We start from the raw sequence: 19,745 nt of genomic DNA, 5'->3' as shown, positions 1-19,745 counted from the left end.
GAATAAGATACCTCAGGCTCTCTGAAAGGAGGTCGGACACGTAATGACTCTCACTCCATTGGCATGGGTAAGCTTATCGGGAATCGATCCCTCTTTACCCGGAGATGTAATTGCTTATCACCCGGATCAAGAGAAAATCGTGGGGATGATTCCTGTGGGTATTGATCCTCGCTATTTGGCCTGGTTTCCTGCAGAAGATAAGATCTATGTTCCTAACTATGGTAGTGACACGATCTCAGTTATCCTTTGCAATTCTTTAGCTGTTATAAAAACGATTTCTGTTGGCAAAGGACCCCATGCCCTAGTCATTGACTCGATTGGTCATAGGGGGTATGTAGCAAACTCTGATGACCACAGCATTTCGATCATTGATCTACATCAAGATAGAGTAATCGCTACGATTCCTATGGATCTTAAGCCCCTTGGTCTTGTCCTCTCTGGCGATGGTAAGCGACTTTATGTGACCCAGCACTCCAGCCCCTCTGTTTCCCTAATTGATACGGATACAAAGCAAGTGGTCGCCACCTACCCTTTAGGTTCTTATCCCTACAATCTTGCCTTATCTCCCAACAAAGAATTGCTCTATATCGTTCTCAGCGGTGATAATCGAGTTTCTGTCTTCGATCGTGAGCTACAAAATACAATTGCTTTGATTCCGGTAGGCGCTAACCCGCAACGGATTGTCCATCATCCCCATAGACCGTTGGTTTATGTTGCTAATTTCGGAGATAACTCCATAAGTATTATTTCTACCAGCGAAAATAGGGTTCTAACGACTATCCCTGACATCCATGGTCCCAGGGATCTTGTCCTCGTCCCTGATGGGTCCAAGCTCTGGGTTACTAACGATTATCAGTTAACCCTTATCGATACAGAGGATCATACTGTAGAAAATATTCTCTATGCTCCACCCTCAGCACAAATCCGGCAAGGATTAGCTTATGGAGAATCTAGCCAAGAACTGATAACCCAAGAGGCTTCCCGGCATAGATCCCTAAGGCCCTCTTCTTTTGTAACAGAAAAGATCTATTTTAAACCGCCAAAGCCCTTTGATACTACTCTTCATTTTCAATTCCCCACCCCGACCGCCAAAGCCGAAGGACTAGTCTTTGCCAATCCGGAAGTCAAAGCGCATTCCGTGAGCATCCTCGCAATCCCTCAGCGTCCCAACTATTTTCATATAACCTTTTCCTTTCGAATACCCATCATAGTAACTTATAAGGATCATCTTAATCAGCTTCTAGAGCTACATGATACGATCCACCATGTTGCTTCAGCTGTAGAAATTCATCTGACCCCTTCCCGCGTCAGCGAAAACCTCAACCTAAAAATATCAACACAATCAGAGTTGATAGACAAGTCCCGCTTGACACCGGATTCCTTAGACCTCACCCTCCGAACACATCTTCTATCTATGCAGACGGTTCACTTTATAAAATAAATATTATAACTAAATTTGCACAACTAAATTGCATTACTAAAGTGCATGACTAAATCGCATAACAGTCGTTCCCCGATTAATCAGGCTCCTTAACCCAACTAGGGGCCAAGGAGCCTAATCTTTTCTTGATTGACAATAGAGATTACTAGCCTCACAGCTAAACCGTAATGATGGGTACAAAATCACCGCTTTGATCAATGATATGAGATTGCCTCTGAACAAATATGGAATTCACATTCCATGTATGATCCATGCGGTCTCCATGGCGCCTATAGACGTAATTATAGCGGTCTGCGCCATATATCGATATATCTTTCTTGGTGCAGTCCTGCAAAAACTTAATGTCCTCTCCTAAATTAACCGATTGAAATCTCACCTTGTTAAAAACTTCTCTTTTGACAATAAACGTTCCACCCGCTAAAGACGGACCACGCGTATAGCGATTTTCATAAAACGCTCCTTCGGCTGTCGAATAAGGTATAGCAACAGGCAAGCGAACTCCTAAAGCACGATTCGATTCGAAAAAAACAAAATGCACACCCTTGCCGACAATCTGAGCGTAAGTGTATTGAAAAGCTAACATGAGATCCTCTAGAAAGCAGGCCCCATAATAGTCGTCATCATCCATTTTTCCGATATAGTCATATTTCGCCAGATCAACCCCATAGTTGAGGCAATCTCCTAAAGTGTAGCCTTCATCCAGAGCCAAGAAACGGATTCCTTTCAAATCCTGAAACCGCTCATGATAAACTTGAGGGTTGACACGGGAGTTATTGATGATGACAATATACTCGACCTTAGGATATTGAATACGCCTAAGATTCTCAAAGATATTTTCAAGATATTTGGGTTTGGAGGTGGGTAAAACGATGGATACCCCAGGCCTCTCCGCCTGTTGGTATTTCTCCCGAATCAATCTGATCTGTTCCTTTTCTTTCTCCATTCGAGACCACTCAAACAATGCGCTCGCTCCAATCGAAAGTCACCCTTATGAATTGACAATTACTCTGCTCCATTCTATGCAATTGCTGCCTTTTGTCGCCACCCCCCAACAAAGATCGGAGTTCTTAAGCATAAAAAATCTATATCGCGTGAAAAAAAGGAATCCGTTATCTTACTGTGAATATATACACTTAAAGGGGGGAGACACTTGAAAAAAGGAAGCAAAATCGTACTCATATCCATACTCTTTTTCTTTTTTCCCTTTTTAGGAGAATATGCAATTAAAGCAAGTGAAGTTGCTCCCATCCTCACTTATCAAGGAGCCAATGGCCTAGAAATCCGCAGCTATGTTCCAAGCTACTCCAAAGAAAAGCTTCAATGGATTTATGACGAATTCACGAAAAACACCATGGGCGAAGAAGTTGCTTATTTATCCCATATCAATCTCTACCCAGATTATAGTCGAGGGAAACACACAGTAGGAATGTGGCATGGGGAATGGATTAATGAAAAACTCTCCCCCGACCGATATATTGACCTTTACGGAGTAGGCGACGATAATCCTTACTATTTATTGACCCTAGCTCATGAATATGGCCATCATTTCATTTATTATTACCTAAATAAAAAAGAAGATCTTCAAAATGATCTCTTAGCTTCCAACTATGCAAAAATCCGCGGGTTAAACCAATACGAGGAGCTGAACCAGGGCGAACATCGGTGGGCAGCTTCTGAGATAGCCGCAGAGGATTATGTTCAGTTCTTTGGCAGCCCGACTCTAGCCCAAAACAGCACATTTCAGTACAGTCCCCAGGAAAACACAGCTATTCCCTTAGCCTGGGAGGTCCCCGGACTCTATGATTATTTTGTAGAGCTCTCCGGACTTCAGGGAAAAGCTGACCGGGAAGCTCCCGCTAAACCCTTCCTTGAATTTTTAGAAATTACTCCTGAAGAGCTTATTTTTAGGTGGCAAGAGACAACCGATGATTCAGCAGAGCCTCTTATTTATACGACTGTCGGGGTTACGTATCCTGAAAAAGGCTCTCAACTCAATTTCCTCATGAATACTACGAAGGATAACCAAGAATTTCGCTCATCCATCAATCGAAATCAATTAAGTTATTATAATGTTGAAGAAGTCTTGGTTAAGCTAGTTGTTATGGATCAAAGCGGAAATGCCGTTTCCAGTGAAATTATGGTCGATTTAAATAACCCAGAAGAATCCTTCACCTATATTTTTCCTGGTCAACGAATTGGGGGAGAAAATCGTTATCAAACTTCAGTGGCCATTTCCCAAACAGCCTATCCTAATGGTTCTTCCTACGCTATTTTGGTCACTGGTGAAGATTTTCCAGATGCCCTCTCGGCAACCCCCTTAGCCAAAAAATATAATGCCCCCATCCTCCTCACCCCTCCCGAAGCTCTTGATCCTAATATTGCTGAAGAGATCAATCGTTTAGGCGTAACGAATATCCTTATTATCGGTGGTACCGGAGTAGTCTCACAAGGAATCGAGCATACTCTAACTGCTCATGGAATCTCTACCCGAAGAATCGAGGGTGCCACGCGCTACGAAACCTCACTGGCGATTGCCGAGGAGCTTGGTGATTTCCAAAAAATCTTCGTCTGCACAGGTGAAAATTTCCCCGACGCTTTGTCGGCAGCCGCAGTAGCAGCCAATGAAGGCATACCCATCCTGCTAACCCCAGCCCATGACTTACAGGAAGGATTAGCAGAGTTCATCAACAAGCAAGAACTCACCCAAACTTATGTTGTTGGCGGCACTGGAGTGATTAGTGATCAGGTTTTTGATCAACTTCCACAGGCCAAGCGTTTGTCGGGAGGGGATCGCTATGAGACGAACTTAGCTATCCTTGAAGAATTTCGTTCCAAACTCACCGGCGATACCGCCTATCTTGCTACAGGAATGAATTACCCTGATGCTCTCTCAGGATCTGTCTTAGCCGCCGAAAGAAAATCCCCTATACTATTGATTGGATCCGGTGAATCAGCAAAAGCCAAAGCCTATCTACGCGCTGCCGAATTAATCGATCTAAAAGTACAGGTTATCGGTGGCGATAGCGTAGTTTCCAACAGCTTGTTAAAAGGGTTGTTTGATTAAATTAAAACCATCGACGAATACATTGCCGCCCAGCCCGAAGAGGTTCAACCGCTCTTGAACCAAATTCGCGAGACTATAAAGGCCGCCATCCCAGACACCGAAGAGAAGATCTCGTGGAGTATGCCCACCTTTTGGCGCAAGCATAATATCATTCATTTCGCAAGCTTCAAAAACCACATCGGCCAATACCCAGGCCTTATCATAGGTGCAACCCTGAAATTTGCAACTAAATATTAGTTGCAAATTTATTGCATAATGCTATACTAATATCAAAAGAGGTGAGGCAGTGGGAAAGAAAGAGAAATTGATTGAACGATTGAAAAGTCAGCCGAAAGATTTTTCGTTTGATGAGATGCAGAGTGCTCTTGAATCAATGGGTTTCGAATTATTCAACAAAGGCAAGACAAGTGGGTCTCGAGTGAAATTTCTTAAAGACAATATAGTCATCAGCCTGCATAAGCCGCACCCTCGCAAAGAATTATTGGAGTATCAGATAAAACAGGTTTTAGCAATCTTGGAACAGGAGGATTTAATATGAGTAATCTGTTAGAGTATAAAGGATACTTTGGCACTGTCGAATTTTCCGCTAATGATAAAGTGTTGTTCGGGAAGGTTATTGGATTGAACAGTCTGATTTCCTTTGAGGGCGAAAGCATTGAAAGTCTGCAAAAGGATTTTGAGGCTGCAGTCGATGATTACCTTGACTTATGTGCAGAGAAAGATTTAGAGCCGGAAAAAGTATATCGCGGAAGTTTTAATGTACGTGTTACTCCTGAACTTCACAAAAATCTGGTACTATATTCCGCTTCTCATAGTCAAACATTAAATGCCACTGTTGAGGAAGCCATCAAACACTATATTTTGCACAATTTATAATATTATTTTGTACTGAAAAACAAACAACCTCGGAAACCCTTTAATTTCAAGGCTTCCGAGGTTTTCTTTGTCTCTATTCCCACTCGATCCCAAAATCTATAACTTAAACAATTTTGTATAGATTATTTAGTTCATGGTATTTCTAATATATCAGTTATCCATATATTTTGGGCTCTCTTATTTTTTGTTGCCAGATTGTTGCCAGCATAATAAACTTTCAATTTCCTCTGCTTCAAGGTAGCTCTGGCAAACCAAGTTCCTTCAAGAACTGATTATGCTTTGCCTTTGCCCTTTTTATGGCATCTTCAGTTTCGTCAAGGTTCTTTTTCACATCCGCAAGATCAACAATTTCTTCTTGCGCAGCTGTGCTCACATATCTTGATATGTTGAGATTGAAACCGTTCTTTTCTATCTCTTCCATTGACACGCGACGAGAATATTTCTTGTCCTCTTCTTTACGGAACTGATAGGTGTCAACAATCTTGTCGATATGCTCTGGTAGCAAGACATTTTGACGCTTATCTTTATCAAAGTATTCGCTCGCATTAATAAATAGCACGTCGTCGAATTTCTTGCACTTTTTAAGCACAAGAATGCATACCGGAATGCTTGTTGAGAAAAAGAGATTTGCGGGTAACCCAATAATAGTATCGATATTCCCATCTTTGAGTAGCTTCGTTCTGATTTTTTCTTCTGCGCCACTACGGAATAAAACACCATGAGGCAAAATAATTGCCATTGTGCCTTCATCACTCAAAAAGTGAAATCCATGTAGCAGAAAGGCAAAGTCAGCCGCTGATTTTGGGGCAAGTCCATAGCTTTTAAAGCGGAAATCTTCAGCCAGGGTATCGTTAGGCTCCCAACGGTAGCTGAAAGGAGGATTTGCTACGACTGCGTCACATTTCAATTTTTTTGCCGGGTTCATCTCGTTTAAGATATCCCAGTCATTTAACAGTGAGTCCCCATGAAAGATTTGAAACTCAGAATCCTTAAATCCATGAAGAAGCATGTTCATGCGTGCAAGGTTGTAAGTTGTTATGTTCTTTTCTTGCCCATATATCTGGCTAATACTGTTTGGTTCAAGATGCTTTTTAACATTGATTAACAGCGAAGCTGAACCACAAGCAAAGTCCAACAAATTATTAATATATAGCTTTTTGCCTGTACTGGGATCTTGGCTATCAAGTATAACAATGCGTGACAGGATGTTCGAGATCTGCTGAGGAGTATAGAACTCTCCAGCTTTTTTGCCTGAGCCTGCCGCAAACTGGCCAATCAAGTATTCATAGGCATTTCCCAAAAGATCGGTTTCGTTAGTAAACTCAGAAAGCCCCTCGGCAATTTCAGTTATGATTGAACACAGCATGGTATTTCGAGCTTCATAATTTCTTCCAAGCTTGTCAGAATCGAGATTGACCTCGGAAAACAAACCGCGAAATGCGCTGTCAAAGGACTCATTTTCTATAAACTTAAAACCTTCTTGCAAAGTTCGCAAAAGATACTTGCTTTGAGTGCGGGCTAATTCGTATATGTTGCTCCAAAGATAGTGAGGTTTGATTACAAAATGAACTTTACGACGCATTTGTTTTTCAAACATCACAATTTGATCTAAATTTTTATTATACCAAACAATAAGCGGGGTTAACTTTTTACTTTCAAACAATACAAGATGATCGTCAATCATCATATTTTTAACATTTTCCTCTAATTCCTGTTTGATAAAATAATCCGTTACCTGTTCTTTCAATACACTAATAGTCTCGTCTTGTTTGCCAGCATTATTAATACTTTCTATTTCATTTTCACATTGCAAATAATCGCTGCCAAGTTCTTTTTTTGCTGCTTCCTCATAATTGTCAGACAGATAGCGCAAGAAAAGAAAGGACAGCATATAATCACGGAAGTCATCGGGATTCATGGCCCCGCGCAGCTTGTCGGCTATAGCCCATAGAGTTGCGCCTAATTGTTTTTGTTGTTTGTCGTTCATTCTTGTGCCTCCTATGCCTCACCAAATAATTCGGTGTTGAATTTGTAAGTTTCTAAAAATCCGTTCAGAATTTCTTTGAAAATCCTCTTATTATCTTCAACCATTTCAACGGGTTCAAATATTGAATATGCTCCGTGACTTAACAGGTTTGTCATTCGTAAATGGATAGAACCATCCAAGTCTGTTTCGTCTTGCTTAATACAAGCAGAAAATTTATCAAACCCATGAAATGAGGCTGTTTTTTCAAGGATATTTCTTAGAATATTAAAATGATAGGTATAAAGCTTTCCTGAGTCTGCAACCTCTTTCAATTGCTTCAACAGTTCGACATGATGAAAAAAGGGAGTATCCCCGGTATCACGAACAATGTATTTACTAGTATCACCTTTTTTGCTAAGAAAGCGTTTGACTGTGCTGTCGCGTTTTAGCTCGTTATACATTACATTGAAAAACAAAGCATGGTGCGTAGAGACAACTATTTTCATCTCACTACTCTTAATCAGTTGCGCAAGATGGCAAGCGACAGCGACAGCGTTATTATCGTCTAATGATGATATTGGATCATCTATATAGATATACTTGACCCAATCATAAGCAGGTTCTCTGTCAATTGCCAATTGAGCCACTGCAAGGAAAAAACACCAGATAAAAATGTTTTCTTCCCCGCGAGAGACTTTAATTCGGTCTTCGGTTACTGTGGAAGTTCTCGTTCTAACCTCTCGTGAAAAAGCAACATATCCTTCGTCGAAGAATAGTGTAAAATTAAAATCCGCATATATATCTAGAAGCAGGCGAATACGGGTATCGATTGCAAAGCCATCTAACCCTCTAAAAAAGCGGGAATCCTTGTTAAACAACAACCTTCTATCAGTATCTCCATCAAGATCATTGTTCCAAGTAAAAAGATCCTCTGTAAACGCATTATAATAAAGCGTATCTGCCGTTTTTTCATCGGTTCCGCGGATAGGCTTCTTGCCTAAGTCTTTAAACGCACTGGAAAGCCTTGTTTTTCCGGTTCCATTATACGCAAACAGGAGATAGCACTTTTTATCACCAAGTGTATCACGTATATTTTGTGCTAACTTTTTCAGGTTTGGAAAAGTTTTGCTGCTCATTCGCCCACCTCCTCAATAGAAGGGAATAGCCCTTGCATTAAGCCTTTTTTGTGGAGTTTCAATGCTTCAATCTTTTTGGCTTGCTCGGTTATGATGTCATCAATGCCGGTAAGGCAATCAGCAATTCTTTGTTGTTCTTCAAGCTTCGGGAAATAAAGCTCAATTGACTTAACTATCTCCCCTGAGAGGTTTCCTTGTCCGCCCTGTATATATGTTGAAATTATCCAGAATTTCTTATGAAATAGGTATTGATATACAAAAGCGTTGATATTTTCAGGTCTTAAACAAAGGATAGCCTGATTTATGGCTCCATCAATTTTACACAAGGACACTTCACCACTATTGGCACCATATAATGCAACTAACACATCTCCTGCTTGAACCATTTTAGCGGCAGAGTTATCAAGGCCTGCTTTGGTAATAAATAGTTCTGTTGTTTCTCGGTCAATTTCAGCAGACCTGATAAAGGGGATGTTGCCATTGTAATATTCTCTTTTTGAAGTATCGGGAGTACCTCCACTAAAAGAAGCACATGAAGAGCCTATCGTTTTCTTTTCCCACTCCCCGCTATCCCTAAACTCCGGGAACCTCCACTCAGGTACAGATTTTCCCTCAGCGGGAAACAGCTTCTGCATAAGACCTTTTTTGTGCGCCTTGAGAGACTCAAGTTTTTTGTCTTCTGCGGTGATAAGGTCATCAAGTGAAGAAAGACAATCGGCGATTTTTTGTTGCTCTTCTTTTTTCTTTGGGGTAGGCAGAATAATGCTAAAAAAATCAGAAGCGTTGATATTCAGCAGTCCGTCGCTTCTCGCACCACTCGTGATAAACTTTTTCAATTGCTTACCATGAAAATTGTTCTCAAAATACCCTTTATAAAAACTCGATACATAGTTTTCATTAAAATGAAAACTAATAAAAGCATTGGGCACAGCGGCTTCGTCATACTCTTTAAGCTCATATATACAGCCTTGTGGAAACTTCTTGGAATTACCCTTGTTGTAAGAAAAATCTCCTTTTTTCAAGAAAATGTAGTTCTCATATTGCTTACCAGAAATATCTCGACTAAATTTTTCAGCTTGCGAAACAAAGCCTACTCCTGCTGAAATGCTCAAAGTCGTGAGTTGCCTATCGCCGACTTTCTCCGTAAGCCTGTCAGCTATTTCATCAAGTTTATATACTTGCCATTCACCGGTCAATACAAATTCCGGGAACCGTAGCCTCGGCATCAAAGCCGTTTTGTTATTATTATTCATATGCATTTAACCCCGCAATCACACGTCCTCCTGTAAGTTTTTTTAGCAAGGGAATCAAGTCATCCATCAACTCAAGTTCTTTCTTTGTCCGGTCTCTCCAGGCAAGATTTAACGGAGCCAACAAGTCACTCAGCTTTTCGCCATCAAAAATCATGCGACCTATAATTTCATCCACAAAGACTTGCAACAATGCCGGATGTAAGCCATGCTTGACGGCGAGCGATGCCATTTCCTTTGCCGATTTTTCATCTTTGAATGCCTTATAACCTTCTTTTATTGCCTTTTCGTCCAACCCTTTTCCAGCTTCCAGCGTATTAATATACTCAATAATATCATCGCGCTCATCCATCATGTTTGAATTTGAGCTAAGCAAACCAATGAGCTGTTCACGGCTCATTTTTTCTTTCTTAGGCACATCGGGTTGCGTATATTTTGAAATCAAAGACATGATATAATCATAATCAATTATAGCAGAGGAAAACAGAACAAACTCGAAATCGATCTGTTCAATAACAGGGTCTTTATCTTCAATATTCTTACCCTGCTGCGCTTTTAATTGCTGAGCGGTTTCAATATAAACACCACGGAAGGCACGCAGAGTATCCTCCGGCAATAGCTCTTCAATTTTTGCCACTTGCTCTTCTTTGATATCTGTATATTGGTCAAGCTGTGTTTTGAGGCGCTGCACCTCTTTGAATTTATTGATAAATTCACTTCGTGCGGCATCTCCTTTCAGATTGTTCACTTGTTCAGGCTTGTACTCAAGCCCTTGCGATTCCATAAACTTCTCGAGCACGGTGACTGCCTTGTCCAGCATATCTACGACAACAGGAGCTGGGTCAACAAGCCAGATTTCTTTTGCTCTGCTGCTGTTATCTTTTCCGGAGAACAGCGCAATTGCTTCATTAACCTCTTTTTCTTGTCCTCTAAAGTCAAGAATATTTCCATATGGCTTTGTGTCGTTCAGAATGCGGTTCGTTCTTGAAAACGCTTGGATTAATCCGTGCTGCTTTAAGTTTTTATCGACATATAGGGTATTAAGATATTTTGAATCAAACCCGGTTAAAAGCATATCCACCACAATTGTTATGTCAATTTTGTTTTTGTGAGGATAGTCCGAGTTGGGATATTTTTGGTCTTTGATGCGTTGCTGTACATCCTGATAATACAAATCAAATTCATTAGTACTGTGACTTGTGCCATACATCAAGTTATAGTTATCCATAATGCTTTTAAGGGCCGCCTTTTTCTTCTCCGGCTCTTTTTCATTATCGGCTTTCTCTTGCTGCAAATCTTCTTGCAGCTGCTTTACATCCTTGTTTCCTTCGGCTGGCGGAGAAAATACGCAGGCGATATTCAGCGGCACAAAGTTCTCGCCCTCGTCCTTGCTGCGATCGTCCTGCAATGATTTAAAGAGTTCAAAATACTCAATTGCATCGTTGATAGAAGCAGTCGCAAAAATCGCATTGTATCGTCTGCCGTTGGTTGCGGCGTCATGCTTCGAAATTATCGCTTCGACCACTGCTTTTTTACTCAGAACGTTTGGAGCTTTTGCAGCTTTTTTTACGTCCTCTGGCTTAAAGTAGTCAATGTGAAAGCGGAGCACATTGCGGTCATCAATGGCGTTTGTAATTGTATAGGTGTGCAGCTCCTTTTGGAAAACATCTTCCGTTGTTACATAAGAGCCAACTGTACCATCAATTTTTTTGTAAGTAGCATTATCTTCAAATATTGGCGTTCCGGTAAAGCCAAAAAGCTGCGCCTTTGGGAAGAAGTTTTTTATCGCCTCGTGATTATCACCGAACTGAGAGCGATGGCATTCGTCAAAAATAATGACTATACGCTTGTCAGTAAGCTTTGCTAATCGTTCCTTGTAGGTTAATTCGCCTCTTTTCTTTTTCTCCTGATTGCGTTTGCTATCTTCGTCGAGAGCGAGACCAAGCTTTTGAATTGTCGTAACAATAACTTTATCACGATAATCATCGGAAGTAAGGCGTTTCACTAAGCTTTCTGTATTCGTATTCTCTTCAACACAGCCTTCCTGAAATTTATTAAACTCCAAGCGTGTCTGTCTATCAAGATCCTTTCTATCAACAACAAATAGGCATTTTTCTATTTCAGGATTATCCTTCAAAAGCGTTGATGCTTTAAACGACGTAAGTGTTTTTCCGCTTCCAGTTGTGTGCCAAATGTAACCGTTGCCGCGATTCTGATCGATGCAGTCTACAATAGCCTTAACGGCATAAATCTGATAAGGACGCATAATCATCAATCTCTGCTCACTTACAACAAGCACCATATAGCGGCTTATTAGTTGCCCAAGGGTGCATTTAGGCAGAAACTTTTCAGTAAAATCATGAAGATGCGTAATTTTGTTGTTGTCTTCGTCTGCCATTTGATAAATTGGCAAAAACCGCTCGTCGGCATCGAAACAGAAATGTTCCTTTGGATTATTAGCAAAATAATATGTGTTGCTCTCATTGCTTACAATAAAAAGCTGCATAAAGCAAAGCAACGAATTTGTATAGCCGTTACCCGGATCATTTTTATATTCTACAATCTGTTCCATTGCCCTTTTAGGTGTAATTTGAAGTGACTTAAGCTCCACCTGAACAATGGGAACTCCATTTATAAGTATAATGACATCATAACGGTGATTGCTGTTTTCTGTGTTAATGCGCATTTGGTTTATCACTTCAAATTCGTTTTTGCACCAGTCTTTGATATTAACAAGGGTGTATTGAAGTGGCGTATCATCATCCCGTTTGAAGGTGTTTACTTCCCGTAAAGTTTTGGCCGCAGTGAACACTTCTTGTGTGATAATCGTATCTCTGAGACGCGCATATTCAGAATCGCTTAACTTTACACGATTTAGTCTTTCAAAATGTCCTCTAAAATTAGCTTCAAGTGAGGCCCTATCCCTAATGTCTTCGCGGTACGTGTATTTTAAATCCTGAAGCTTATTGATAAAAGATTCTTCAATTTGCTTTTCAGCTTTCATTATGGATCTCCTCTCAATTTGATTTTCGTACCAAAAACCGCTGATTCGTAATTCCGATCAGGGCAATCATTTATGTCCAGTAAATCAAGAGTCTGTCTCTTCAAATTCACAAATATCATCCAGCGTACAGTTCAGCACTTTGCATATTTTCCCAAGAACCTCCATTGTGACATTCTCGCCACGACTGAGCTTACGAATTGAAAATGAGCTGATGCCAGCCTGTTCCATCAATTCTTTCTTCTTCATATCTTTATCAATCAGGAGCTTCCATAACTTTTTATAGCTTGCTTTCATTTGGACACCTCTCTGTCGTGATTGGAATATGTAATACTAAATATTGTAACATCAAACATTGGTCAAATCAACCAGAATCATATTGTTCAATACATTATTATATTTAGCAAAACATATAAAGCTATTATTATGCAGCTGGTGCTGAATACAGACCGCCCTTTATCTATTTCGTTTATACAAGCGATTTGTTTGCAATATCAAATAAAAAAGTGCCGCCCATGAGATTGCTCCCTCAGGCGGCGTTATCAATAAGCTCATCTTTCAAATGGTCTGTATACCGTGACAGCTTTCAGGTATTTCTCCGGCTCCCAATTCAGTATTAGATTGGCATATGCTTTCGGGTCATTATAAATTAGCCAGTCTAGTTCCGAACGTTCAAATCGGTTGTCGGCGACCTCATTTTCTGCCGCTGTGCAATTGATGGATATCATTGTGCTATCGCCGAGCCGTAGCTCTACGCAACCTGTATCCATATTAAATTCGCAGGATATAATGTTTTTCATTGTATTACCTCCATGATTTTATTCCATATTCTTTCAATGTCCTGGACGCCTCTTGAGGTTATTTGTTATAGGGGAAATCATCGTAAAACCCGGTCATGCATTTGTCTGGAAATACGTTTTTGCTCTTTTTCAACCCTTTCCTGCTTTCTGACCGCTTCGATAGTTTCCGCTACACGCTCGGGGCCATAAGCGCGACAGACGCGCTCATAATTTTCTGCCACATTCCTTAACTCTTTATTTTCAGAAAAGACGTCTTCCAACCTATCAGAAAGTGTATTATTCTTTCTTATTTCCCGTTCATATGAAGATTGAAGTCTATCAAATTTGCTGACAAGGTCAAGGTATGCGTTATACACCGAGCGCAGGACTTTCACGATTCCCGCCAGAAGTGGTTTAACTTTTTTCTCTCGGTAGTTTCTGGCGCTTTCCAGCGCCCCAGCTTCCGGAAGCAATTTTTCCGGATCATCGGAATATTTTGCGGCAAGCATCTCCATCTTTTCGACTTTCGGAGCAAGATCATTCAGCCGGTCTTTTGCCTCCTTCGCTTCATTTTGAGCATCAGCTTTTTCTTCCTGAAGATGCACAATTTCAGCCTGCACCTCGGTTTTGGCTGCATCCAACTCTTCAAGCCGGTGCTTTTCCTGCTCGACCTTGAACTGCGTAACGGTCAGGTGCTCCTCAGAGCTCCCGCGCTCACCGCGCTCCACATCGTTATACCCGGCTGCTCGCATAAAATTAAAAACATCATCTTGAAGAACACTATAGGATTTTCGCAGCACCGGCTTGCCGTTCTTTTGTAAAATGGGGCTACCGTCGTCGTCAAGTGCAGGCTGAGACAGCCACTTTTTGCTGCTGCTCACCTGCATAACAGTTTCCTTAACCGTGCCGACCAGGGAAGGGTCTTTGCATCGCTTCGACCAAAGTACTTCTTTCTCCACAACGGGGATATATACTACATGCATATGATAGTGGAAAACTTCCTGCTTCAATGCTTCGGACATGGCTCTGTTGCGTTCATCGGCGTGCATAACTGCCGAAAGAATATACTGCGCACCACCAACGATCTCGACGGCTGCTTTATATGCGTCCGCATAAAACTGCTTGGCAAATTCATAGCCGCCGTGATTGTGGAAGTATGCTGAGTTTACATCAAAGATCAGCTCGCCGTAAAGGTTGGCTTCATCTTTCAGGCCTCGGGTAGATATCACTTTGTCAGCTTCCATTTGAGTGAACATCTTTTCATAATTGTTCGTCGGCGATTTGAAATGAATATTGAAATCGCAGCGCTCAGGCACGATATCCGGATTTATATAGGATTCTTTTTCGCGTTCATTATGTCTTTGTGTGTTGCCGATTTTTGCATTTGACAGGTTGACATTTCTTGCACTGATTCGGTCAACACCATCGTTTCTTGCCATAGACGTTGCACCTCCATTTTTGAGTTTATAAATACACAGTAAGCCACCGGGGAATGCACTTTTTCAAAGTGTAATAACCCACTATGACACTTTCATCCCTGCAGGCTGCAAAGTGCCGTGGGCTGCCTGTGGGCAGGGGGTAAGCTTGCGGCTTCTGCGGAAGCCTCTGCCGTGGTTAGCAAGTGCACTCCACTTTGCAAACCAAAACGGACAGCAACCTGTTTTTCGAAACACTCCGCTGTCCGAGGAAGAGAAAAACCGTGATAATTTTCTCTGCACGTCCTCGTAGAAATCTACAGATTACTCCGTGAGGACGAAGATACGCATGGGCTCCCATGACGATCGTGTCGATGGTGACGGTATTTTTAACACCAGGGCCACTCCCGGAAACATCGTCACGACCGACACGCTTCTGGTGAAATAAGCATTAGTCTGATAAATCTCCCTGAGTGGGTTCGGCTACTCTCATAACGGATATCATATTCCTGCATGAGCCGCCCAGCCTTTACGTTTAACCGCAGTGTAAGTACGTTGGGTTTTATATCCAGGTTGAGTGCAGCTACAAGCTCCGTAGGACTGCCAAACCATTCCGGTTTTTCTGCTGTTACCAGCCGGGAAAGAGAGTCCAGAATCCTATCCGGCGGCTCTTTCAACATCTCAGTTTCTGCATGGTCTAGCATCCAGATAAGCCGTTCTTTATCTCTCTGGAGGTAAAGCCGCTGATCCGGTTGATCACGGCCCACAATATCCAGTGTCGCATTGAGGTCTGTGCGATTTTCCTTTTGCAGAAGGAATGCGCCGTCCGCGCAACCGAGAAGTCCGGTCGTACCGGATATCCTTTCAAAATTGTCACCGGCAGGCTGCTTTCTGGTGTGATGCACCAGCAACAGACAGATACAATGCCTGTCCGCAAATTTCTTCATTTGACCAACAATGTCATAATCATTTGCGTAGCTATATACCTCGCCGCCGATCTCGCGTATTTTTTGCAAAGTGTCGATAATAATAAGCTTTGTGTCCGGGTGTTCCCGCATAAATTTCTCAAGCTGCTCATCAAGACCGTTTCCGATCTGTTTAGCATAGACGGCAAAGTAAAGATTATCTGTCCCCTCCACTCCGAACATACGGAACATACGCTCCTGCAAACGCTGGTAATCATCTTCAAGGGCAAGATATAGTACGGTGCCCGTGTGCACCTCAAAATTCCAGAGCGCTTGTCCCGTGCTGATGTGATAAGCGAGCTGTGCCACAAGAAATGACTTTCCGACCTTTGGAGCACCCGCCAGAATGTAGGCGCCGGAGTAGAGCAGACCGCCTATAATAGGTGGTCTGCTCTGGTAGATATTTTCATAGAGTTCATTCATGGACACTGTATGAAGATAAGCCGGGTCGTTCATTTGCTGCATCATCCGCAGCATCTCTTCGTAATTTTTCTCTGGAGGATTGTTTTTAAAATTTTCTTCTGTTATACTTTTCTCAGAGTTTTTTGAAAGCGGCTTTTCCCCGTCTGTTGGCGCAGACGGAACCGGGACAGCCGGTTTTTCTTTTTTAGTCGCCATGCGTTTCCTCCTTCATTCCGTCCATAATGGTGGCAATCCAGCATATTGTGTCGAGCAGTTCATCGTTCATACCGGCACCTGCTTCAATGCGCTGCAGTTCATCCAGCACGGCGGAGAGCTGGTTACGAAGCGCCTTATATACTCTCGGATTACCTTGCACTACAACATCCTTGCAGAGCAGTCGCCGGGTGATGTAATCCTGCTTGGTCAAGCCGGTGAGCTTGACGGCAATCTCGATTTGCTCATCTTCTTCCGGCGAAACACGGAATGCAACGGTTTTGTTCCTCCAGCGATTATGATTGTCTTTGTTTTTTAATGACATGGTTAATCTCCTTTCTCTGTACGCTCAAAGTCCAGCCTGTTCGCCATCTCCGTCTGTCTTGACGGGAATAGATGCGCATAATTGTAAGTAATGTCGATACTTTCATGACCGACACGGTCAGCGATTGCAATGGCCGAAAATCCCATATCTATCAATAGTGAAATCGCGCTGTGCCGAATGTCGTGAATTCTGATGCGCTTGACGTTGACCACCTTTGCACCTCTATCCATCTCGTGATGAAGATAATACTTTGTGATCTGGAAGATGCGATCATTTGGCTCCACATCGTACAGTGAATTGATATAATCTTGCATCTCCCCACATAGGAACTGCGGCATTTTTATCGTGCGGTTGCTTTTTTCTGTCTTCGGATCAGTAATTACATCGCGCCCCTTTAGCCGCTGATATGATTTACTGATTGTGACAGTGCCTTTCTCAAAATCGAAATCGGCGGGTGTCAATGCAAGCAGTTCACCTTCACGAATTCCACACCAGTAGAGCATTTCAAAAGCATAGAAGGATATAGGCTTGTCCATCATGGCATCGGCAAATTTTAAGTACTCATCTTTTGTCCAGAATTGCATTTCCTTGTTCTTAGCTTTGCCCATATTTCCGACTTTAGCTGCCGGGTTTTGTGACAGGCCATAATACTTGACTGCATGATTAAAGATGCAACTGAGCTGGTTATGCAGCGTTTTCAGATATACCGGAGAGTACGCCTTCCCATGCTCATACTTACAGTTAATCATCTCATTTTGCCAGGCAATGATCTCCTTAGGCTGAATCTCACACATTTTTCGCTTCCCGAAGTAGGGTAGCAGCTTCGTGCGGATAATATGCTCTTTGGTTTCCCATGTGTTTTCCTTGATGCGGCTGCGCATATCGGCGGTATAGGTTTCAATAAAGCTCTCAAATGTCATATCCAAATCAGCTGTTGCCTTTTGAAGCTGTTCACGTTCCCATGCGAGGGCTTCACGCTTCGTGGCAAAGCCACGCTTTTGCGTTTGCTTGCGATTGCCTTTCCAGTCGGTATAGCGGTAGACAGCGCGCCAAGTATTGGTGTTCGATTCCTTATATGCCGCCATTCGATCCCTTCCTTTCCAGATTAACAGGTTCGCCGTAGCAAACCATTTTTTCGAAATACTTCTTGTTGACCCTGCCCGCTATGGTCAGGTAGCCCATGTCTTTAAGCTGCTTGTTGAGTCTTTGAACAACTTTGTAGGCATATGATTTTGATACACCTAATTCTGCCGCCACCTCATCAACGCGCAAGAAAGAGTTACTCATTTTTCCCCTCCTTTTACTGTTTGCCATTCTCTCCTATACAGTTTCCTGACAGGCAACCTTAATCAGCTCTGTGTTGCTTTCTCCATTAGCAAGCCCATTTGCATTATGAAAAGTCATGCCCCACTTTTTCAAAAGATAGCTGCTTGGATAGTCATTCAATTTTATTATTAAACAAATTTGTTTAACTTTATTTTGATAATACTAAACATATTTGTTTGTGTCAAGAGGTTTACAAGATAATAACTAAACTTTTTTGTTTATATTCTCTTGTGTATTCTTAAACAAATATGTTATTATACTTACAAAGAACTCATTTACATGTGATTGGAGATAGTAATATGGCTATTGGTGAAAGAATCCGGTTTATCCGCAACTTGCGGGGCATGACGCAAAAATATCTCGGCTTGGCTGCCGGTTTTGATGAAAGAACTGCTGATGTTCGTGTGGCACAATATGAATCGGGGACCAGAACACCGAAGGACAGCATGATCAATTCACTGGCAGTTGCTCTGGGTATCAGCCCAGAGGCCTTAACAGTACCGGATATTGATTCTTATATTTGTGTCATGCACACGCTGTTTGCACTGGAAGACCTTTACGGATTGAGAATAAAAAATCTAGATGGAGAGCTTTGCATTACACTTGATAAATATAATAGTCCGTCTTTTTCAACTATGTTTGATATGTTCAGCACATGGCAAAAAGAGTATGATAAGTTCAAACGCGGTGAGATTACCAAGGATGAATACGATGATTGGCGTTATAACTATCCAAAAATAGAAGCTGGACAAAGCAAATCTTCAAGAAATACAAAAAGGGAAGCGATAAAAAATGAATAAATACGAATCGCTCTCGGTAACTGATAATATTAATAAAGATGATCATCTCTATCGATACATATCGTTAGCACAATTCATTTCCTTAATTGAAAATCAAAAACTTTTTTTAAGGAAAGTTAAGTCATGGGACGATACATGGGAAGCACCCGACGATCAATTGCCCATTATTATGGATGATGGTTCCGAAAGATACGCTGAATCTTTAATTGTTACATCTACTGTTGGTCAATGCTGGACTTATGAAAAAGATTCAGATGCAATGTGGCGTATATACTCGTCAAATCGCCAAGGGATAATGATTGAAACAGATGTTGATAGCTTTTTTGAAATTGATAATTTAAAAAGAGCCGTTCTTGCAAAAGTGATTTACTTTAATAAAAGCAACTATATAGAAAAACGTTATGAAATAGCAAATAATAAATCCTATCATTATGCCGGCGAGATGGCACTAAAAAGAGAAGCCTTTAAACATGAAAACGAAGTTAGACTTTTAGTATGTTTACAAGGATATAGAGATATAGAAAACTGGTGGGATATTCCTGTTGTAGGATTTAACATAAATCCAAATACATTTATTAAATCAATTACTTTTGATCCCAGAGCTGATGAGTGGTTTGTCGATGCAATGAAAAAATACTGCCAATCGAAGGGTTTAATATGTCCGATTGGAAAGTCCACTCTCTATGAAAGAAACTTCTATGAGGAGGCTAAAATTGTTAGACAGTACAAAGTCGTAACCGAGACAGATAAAACTAAAAAATAATGTGCAAAAGAGCTAACTGACAC

Annotated in this window: 18 protein-coding genes and 1 pseudogene; 7 read left to right on the top strand and 12 right to left on the bottom strand. The window is 41.5% G+C overall.

All coding sequences use genetic code 11. The annotated features are described in order from the left end of the window. Window positions 1–43 precede the first annotated feature (43 nt). Complete coding sequence (locus DESDI_RS05880) at window positions 44–1,441, top strand: YncE family protein (protein ID WP_015261723.1); 1,398 nt, start codon at window positions 44–46, stop codon at window positions 1,439–1,441. A gap of 157 nt (window positions 1,442–1,598) precedes the next feature. On the opposite strand, the gene DESDI_RS05875 is transcribed toward DESDI_RS05880, so the two are convergent. Continuing rightward, entirely contained in the window at window positions 1,599–2,384 is a 786-nt protein-coding gene (locus DESDI_RS05875) for a glycosyltransferase family 2 protein (RefSeq protein WP_242825445.1), read from the bottom strand. A 207-nt stretch (window positions 2,385–2,591) separates the two neighbouring features. Here DESDI_RS05875 and DESDI_RS05870 point away from each other — a divergent pair, with 207 nt between their 5' ends. The 4 genes and pseudogenes from DESDI_RS05870 to DESDI_RS05855 all read left to right on the top strand — a co-directional run bounded on the left by DESDI_RS05870 (window position 2,592) and on the right by DESDI_RS05855 (window position 5,381). Further along, window positions 2,592–4,505, top strand: a complete 1,914-nt coding sequence (locus DESDI_RS05870; protein ID WP_015261721.1) for a cell wall-binding repeat-containing protein — start codon at window positions 2,592–2,594, stop codon at window positions 4,503–4,505. A gap of 3 nt (window positions 4,506–4,508) precedes the next feature. Further along, window positions 4,509–4,700: pseudogene (locus DESDI_RS17565) on the top strand (iron chaperone); the annotation flags it as partial. Window positions 4,701–4,791: 91 nt separating this feature from the next. Beyond that, entirely contained in the window at window positions 4,792–5,043 is a 252-nt protein-coding gene (locus DESDI_RS05860) for a type II toxin-antitoxin system HicA family toxin (protein WP_015261720.1), read from the top strand. Beyond that, a complete protein-coding gene (locus tag DESDI_RS05855; RefSeq protein WP_015261719.1) occupies window positions 5,040–5,381 on the top strand; it encodes a type II toxin-antitoxin system HicB family antitoxin in 342 nt (113 codons plus the stop codon). Before DESDI_RS05860 ends, DESDI_RS05855 begins: the two co-directional genes overlap by 4 nt. A gap of 232 nt (window positions 5,382–5,613) precedes the next feature. On the opposite strand, the gene DESDI_RS05850 is transcribed toward DESDI_RS05855, so the two are convergent. The 11 genes from DESDI_RS05850 to DESDI_RS05800 all read right to left on the bottom strand — a co-directional run bounded on the left by DESDI_RS05850 (window position 5,614) and on the right by DESDI_RS05800 (window position 18,120). After that, window positions 5,614–7,368, bottom strand: coding sequence for a type I restriction-modification system subunit M (locus tag DESDI_RS05850; protein ID WP_015261718.1), 1,755 nt, complete (start codon window positions 7,366–7,368; stop codon window positions 5,614–5,616). An 11-nt stretch (window positions 7,369–7,379) separates the two neighbouring features. Further along, window positions 7,380–8,483, bottom strand: a complete 1,104-nt coding sequence (locus DESDI_RS05845; RefSeq protein ID WP_015261717.1) for an AAA family ATPase — start codon at window positions 8,481–8,483, stop codon at window positions 7,380–7,382. Beyond that, window positions 8,480–9,736 carry a restriction endonuclease subunit S gene (locus tag DESDI_RS05840; RefSeq protein WP_041219770.1) on the bottom strand — a complete coding sequence of 419 codons (1,257 nt, stop codon included), beginning with the start codon at window positions 9,734–9,736 and terminating at the stop codon, window positions 8,480–8,482. Before DESDI_RS05840 ends, DESDI_RS05845 begins: the two co-directional genes overlap by 4 nt. Then, window positions 9,729–12,737 (bottom strand): type I restriction endonuclease subunit R, encoded by a 3,009-nt coding sequence (locus DESDI_RS05835; protein WP_015261715.1) that lies wholly within the window; start codon window positions 12,735–12,737, stop codon window positions 9,729–9,731. Before DESDI_RS05835 ends, DESDI_RS05840 begins: the two co-directional genes overlap by 8 nt. An 84-nt stretch (window positions 12,738–12,821) precedes the next feature. Next, complete coding sequence (locus DESDI_RS05830) at window positions 12,822–13,031, bottom strand: helix-turn-helix domain-containing protein (protein WP_015261714.1); 210 nt, start codon at window positions 13,029–13,031, stop codon at window positions 12,822–12,824. 254 nt (window positions 13,032–13,285) lie between these two features. Beyond that, window positions 13,286–13,534 (bottom strand): DUF6061 family protein, encoded by a 249-nt coding sequence (locus DESDI_RS05825; protein WP_015261713.1) that lies wholly within the window; start codon window positions 13,532–13,534, stop codon window positions 13,286–13,288. A gap of 77 nt (window positions 13,535–13,611) precedes the next feature. After that, window positions 13,612–14,952: a plasmid recombination protein gene (locus DESDI_RS05820; RefSeq protein WP_015261712.1), complete on the bottom strand. Its 1,341-nt coding sequence runs from the start codon at window positions 14,950–14,952 to the stop codon at window positions 13,612–13,614. A gap of 395 nt (window positions 14,953–15,347) precedes the next feature. Continuing rightward, a complete protein-coding gene (locus DESDI_RS05815; RefSeq protein WP_015261711.1) occupies window positions 15,348–16,511 on the bottom strand; it encodes an AAA family ATPase in 1,164 nt (387 codons plus the stop codon). Further along, window positions 16,501–16,833 carry a plasmid mobilization protein gene (locus tag DESDI_RS05810; protein WP_015261710.1) on the bottom strand — a complete coding sequence of 111 codons (333 nt, stop codon included), beginning with the start codon at window positions 16,831–16,833 and terminating at the stop codon, window positions 16,501–16,503. Before DESDI_RS05810 ends, DESDI_RS05815 begins: the two co-directional genes overlap by 11 nt. Window positions 16,834–16,835: 2 nt before the next feature. Then, a complete protein-coding gene (locus tag DESDI_RS05805; protein WP_015261709.1) occupies window positions 16,836–17,918 on the bottom strand; it encodes a site-specific integrase in 1,083 nt (360 codons plus the stop codon). Further along, entirely contained in the window at window positions 17,905–18,120 is a 216-nt protein-coding gene (locus DESDI_RS05800; protein WP_015261708.1) for a helix-turn-helix domain-containing protein, read from the bottom strand. The genes DESDI_RS05805 and DESDI_RS05800 overlap by 14 nt, the downstream gene beginning before the upstream one ends. Before the next feature lie 338 nt (window positions 18,121–18,458). On the opposite strand from DESDI_RS05800, the gene DESDI_RS05795 reads away from it, so the two are divergent. Next, window positions 18,459–18,959 carry a helix-turn-helix domain-containing protein gene (locus DESDI_RS05795; protein ID WP_015261707.1) on the top strand — a complete coding sequence of 167 codons (501 nt, stop codon included), beginning with the start codon at window positions 18,459–18,461 and terminating at the stop codon, window positions 18,957–18,959. Next, window positions 18,952–19,722, top strand: a complete 771-nt coding sequence (locus DESDI_RS05790; protein ID WP_015261706.1) for a DUF2971 domain-containing protein — start codon at window positions 18,952–18,954, stop codon at window positions 19,720–19,722. The genes DESDI_RS05795 and DESDI_RS05790 overlap by 8 nt, the downstream gene beginning before the upstream one ends. Window positions 19,723–19,745 lie beyond the last annotated feature (23 nt).

This window comes from Desulfitobacterium dichloroeliminans LMG P-21439 (assembly GCF_000243135.2).
Classification (GTDB): Bacteria; Bacillota; Desulfitobacteriia; order Desulfitobacteriales; family Desulfitobacteriaceae; genus Desulfitobacterium; species Desulfitobacterium dichloroeliminans.
This window is presented reverse-complemented; position numbering and strand designations above follow the sequence as displayed.

Excerpts from the sequence above, each read along its gene's own strand:
- DESDI_RS05835 (WP_015261715.1), bottom strand. The coding sequence starts at position 12,737 with ATGAAAGCTGAAAAGCAAATTGAAGAATCTTTTATCAATAAGCTTCAG.
- DESDI_RS05815 (WP_015261711.1), bottom strand. The coding sequence starts at position 16,511 with ATGGCGACTAAAAAAGAAAAACCGGCTGTCCCGGTTCCGTCTGCGCCA.
- DESDI_RS05850 (WP_015261718.1), bottom strand. The coding sequence starts at position 7,368 with ATGAACGACAAACAACAAAAACAATTAGGCGCAACTCTATGGGCTATA.
- DESDI_RS05825 (WP_015261713.1), bottom strand. The coding sequence starts at position 13,534 with ATGAAAAACATTATATCCTGCGAATTTAATATGGATACAGGTTGCGTA.
- DESDI_RS05875 (WP_242825445.1), bottom strand. The coding sequence starts at position 2,384 with ATGGAGAAAGAAAAGGAACAGATCAGATTGATTCGGGAGAAATACCAA.
- DESDI_RS05810 (WP_015261710.1), bottom strand. The coding sequence starts at position 16,833 with ATGTCATTAAAAAACAAAGACAATCATAATCGCTGGAGGAACAAAACC.
- DESDI_RS05855 (WP_015261719.1), top strand. The coding sequence starts at position 5,040 with ATGAGTAATCTGTTAGAGTATAAAGGATACTTTGGCACTGTCGAATTT.
- DESDI_RS05795 (WP_015261707.1), top strand. The coding sequence starts at position 18,459 with ATGGCTATTGGTGAAAGAATCCGGTTTATCCGCAACTTGCGGGGCATG.
- DESDI_RS05805 (WP_015261709.1), bottom strand. The coding sequence starts at position 17,918 with ATGGCGGCATATAAGGAATCGAACACCAATACTTGGCGCGCTGTCTAC.
- DESDI_RS05880 (WP_015261723.1), top strand. The coding sequence starts at position 44 with ATGACTCTCACTCCATTGGCATGGGTAAGCTTATCGGGAATCGATCCC.
- DESDI_RS05800 (WP_015261708.1), bottom strand. The coding sequence starts at position 18,120 with ATGAGTAACTCTTTCTTGCGCGTTGATGAGGTGGCGGCAGAATTAGGT.
- DESDI_RS05830 (WP_015261714.1), bottom strand. The coding sequence starts at position 13,031 with ATGAAAGCAAGCTATAAAAAGTTATGGAAGCTCCTGATTGATAAAGAT.
- DESDI_RS05845 (WP_015261717.1), bottom strand. The coding sequence starts at position 8,483 with ATGAGCAGCAAAACTTTTCCAAACCTGAAAAAGTTAGCACAAAATATA.
- DESDI_RS05820 (WP_015261712.1), bottom strand. The coding sequence starts at position 14,952 with ATGGCAAGAAACGATGGTGTTGACCGAATCAGTGCAAGAAATGTCAAC.
- DESDI_RS05790 (WP_015261706.1), top strand. The coding sequence starts at position 18,952 with ATGAATAAATACGAATCGCTCTCGGTAACTGATAATATTAATAAAGAT.
- DESDI_RS05840 (WP_041219770.1), bottom strand. The coding sequence starts at position 9,736 with ATGAATAATAATAACAAAACGGCTTTGATGCCGAGGCTACGGTTCCCG.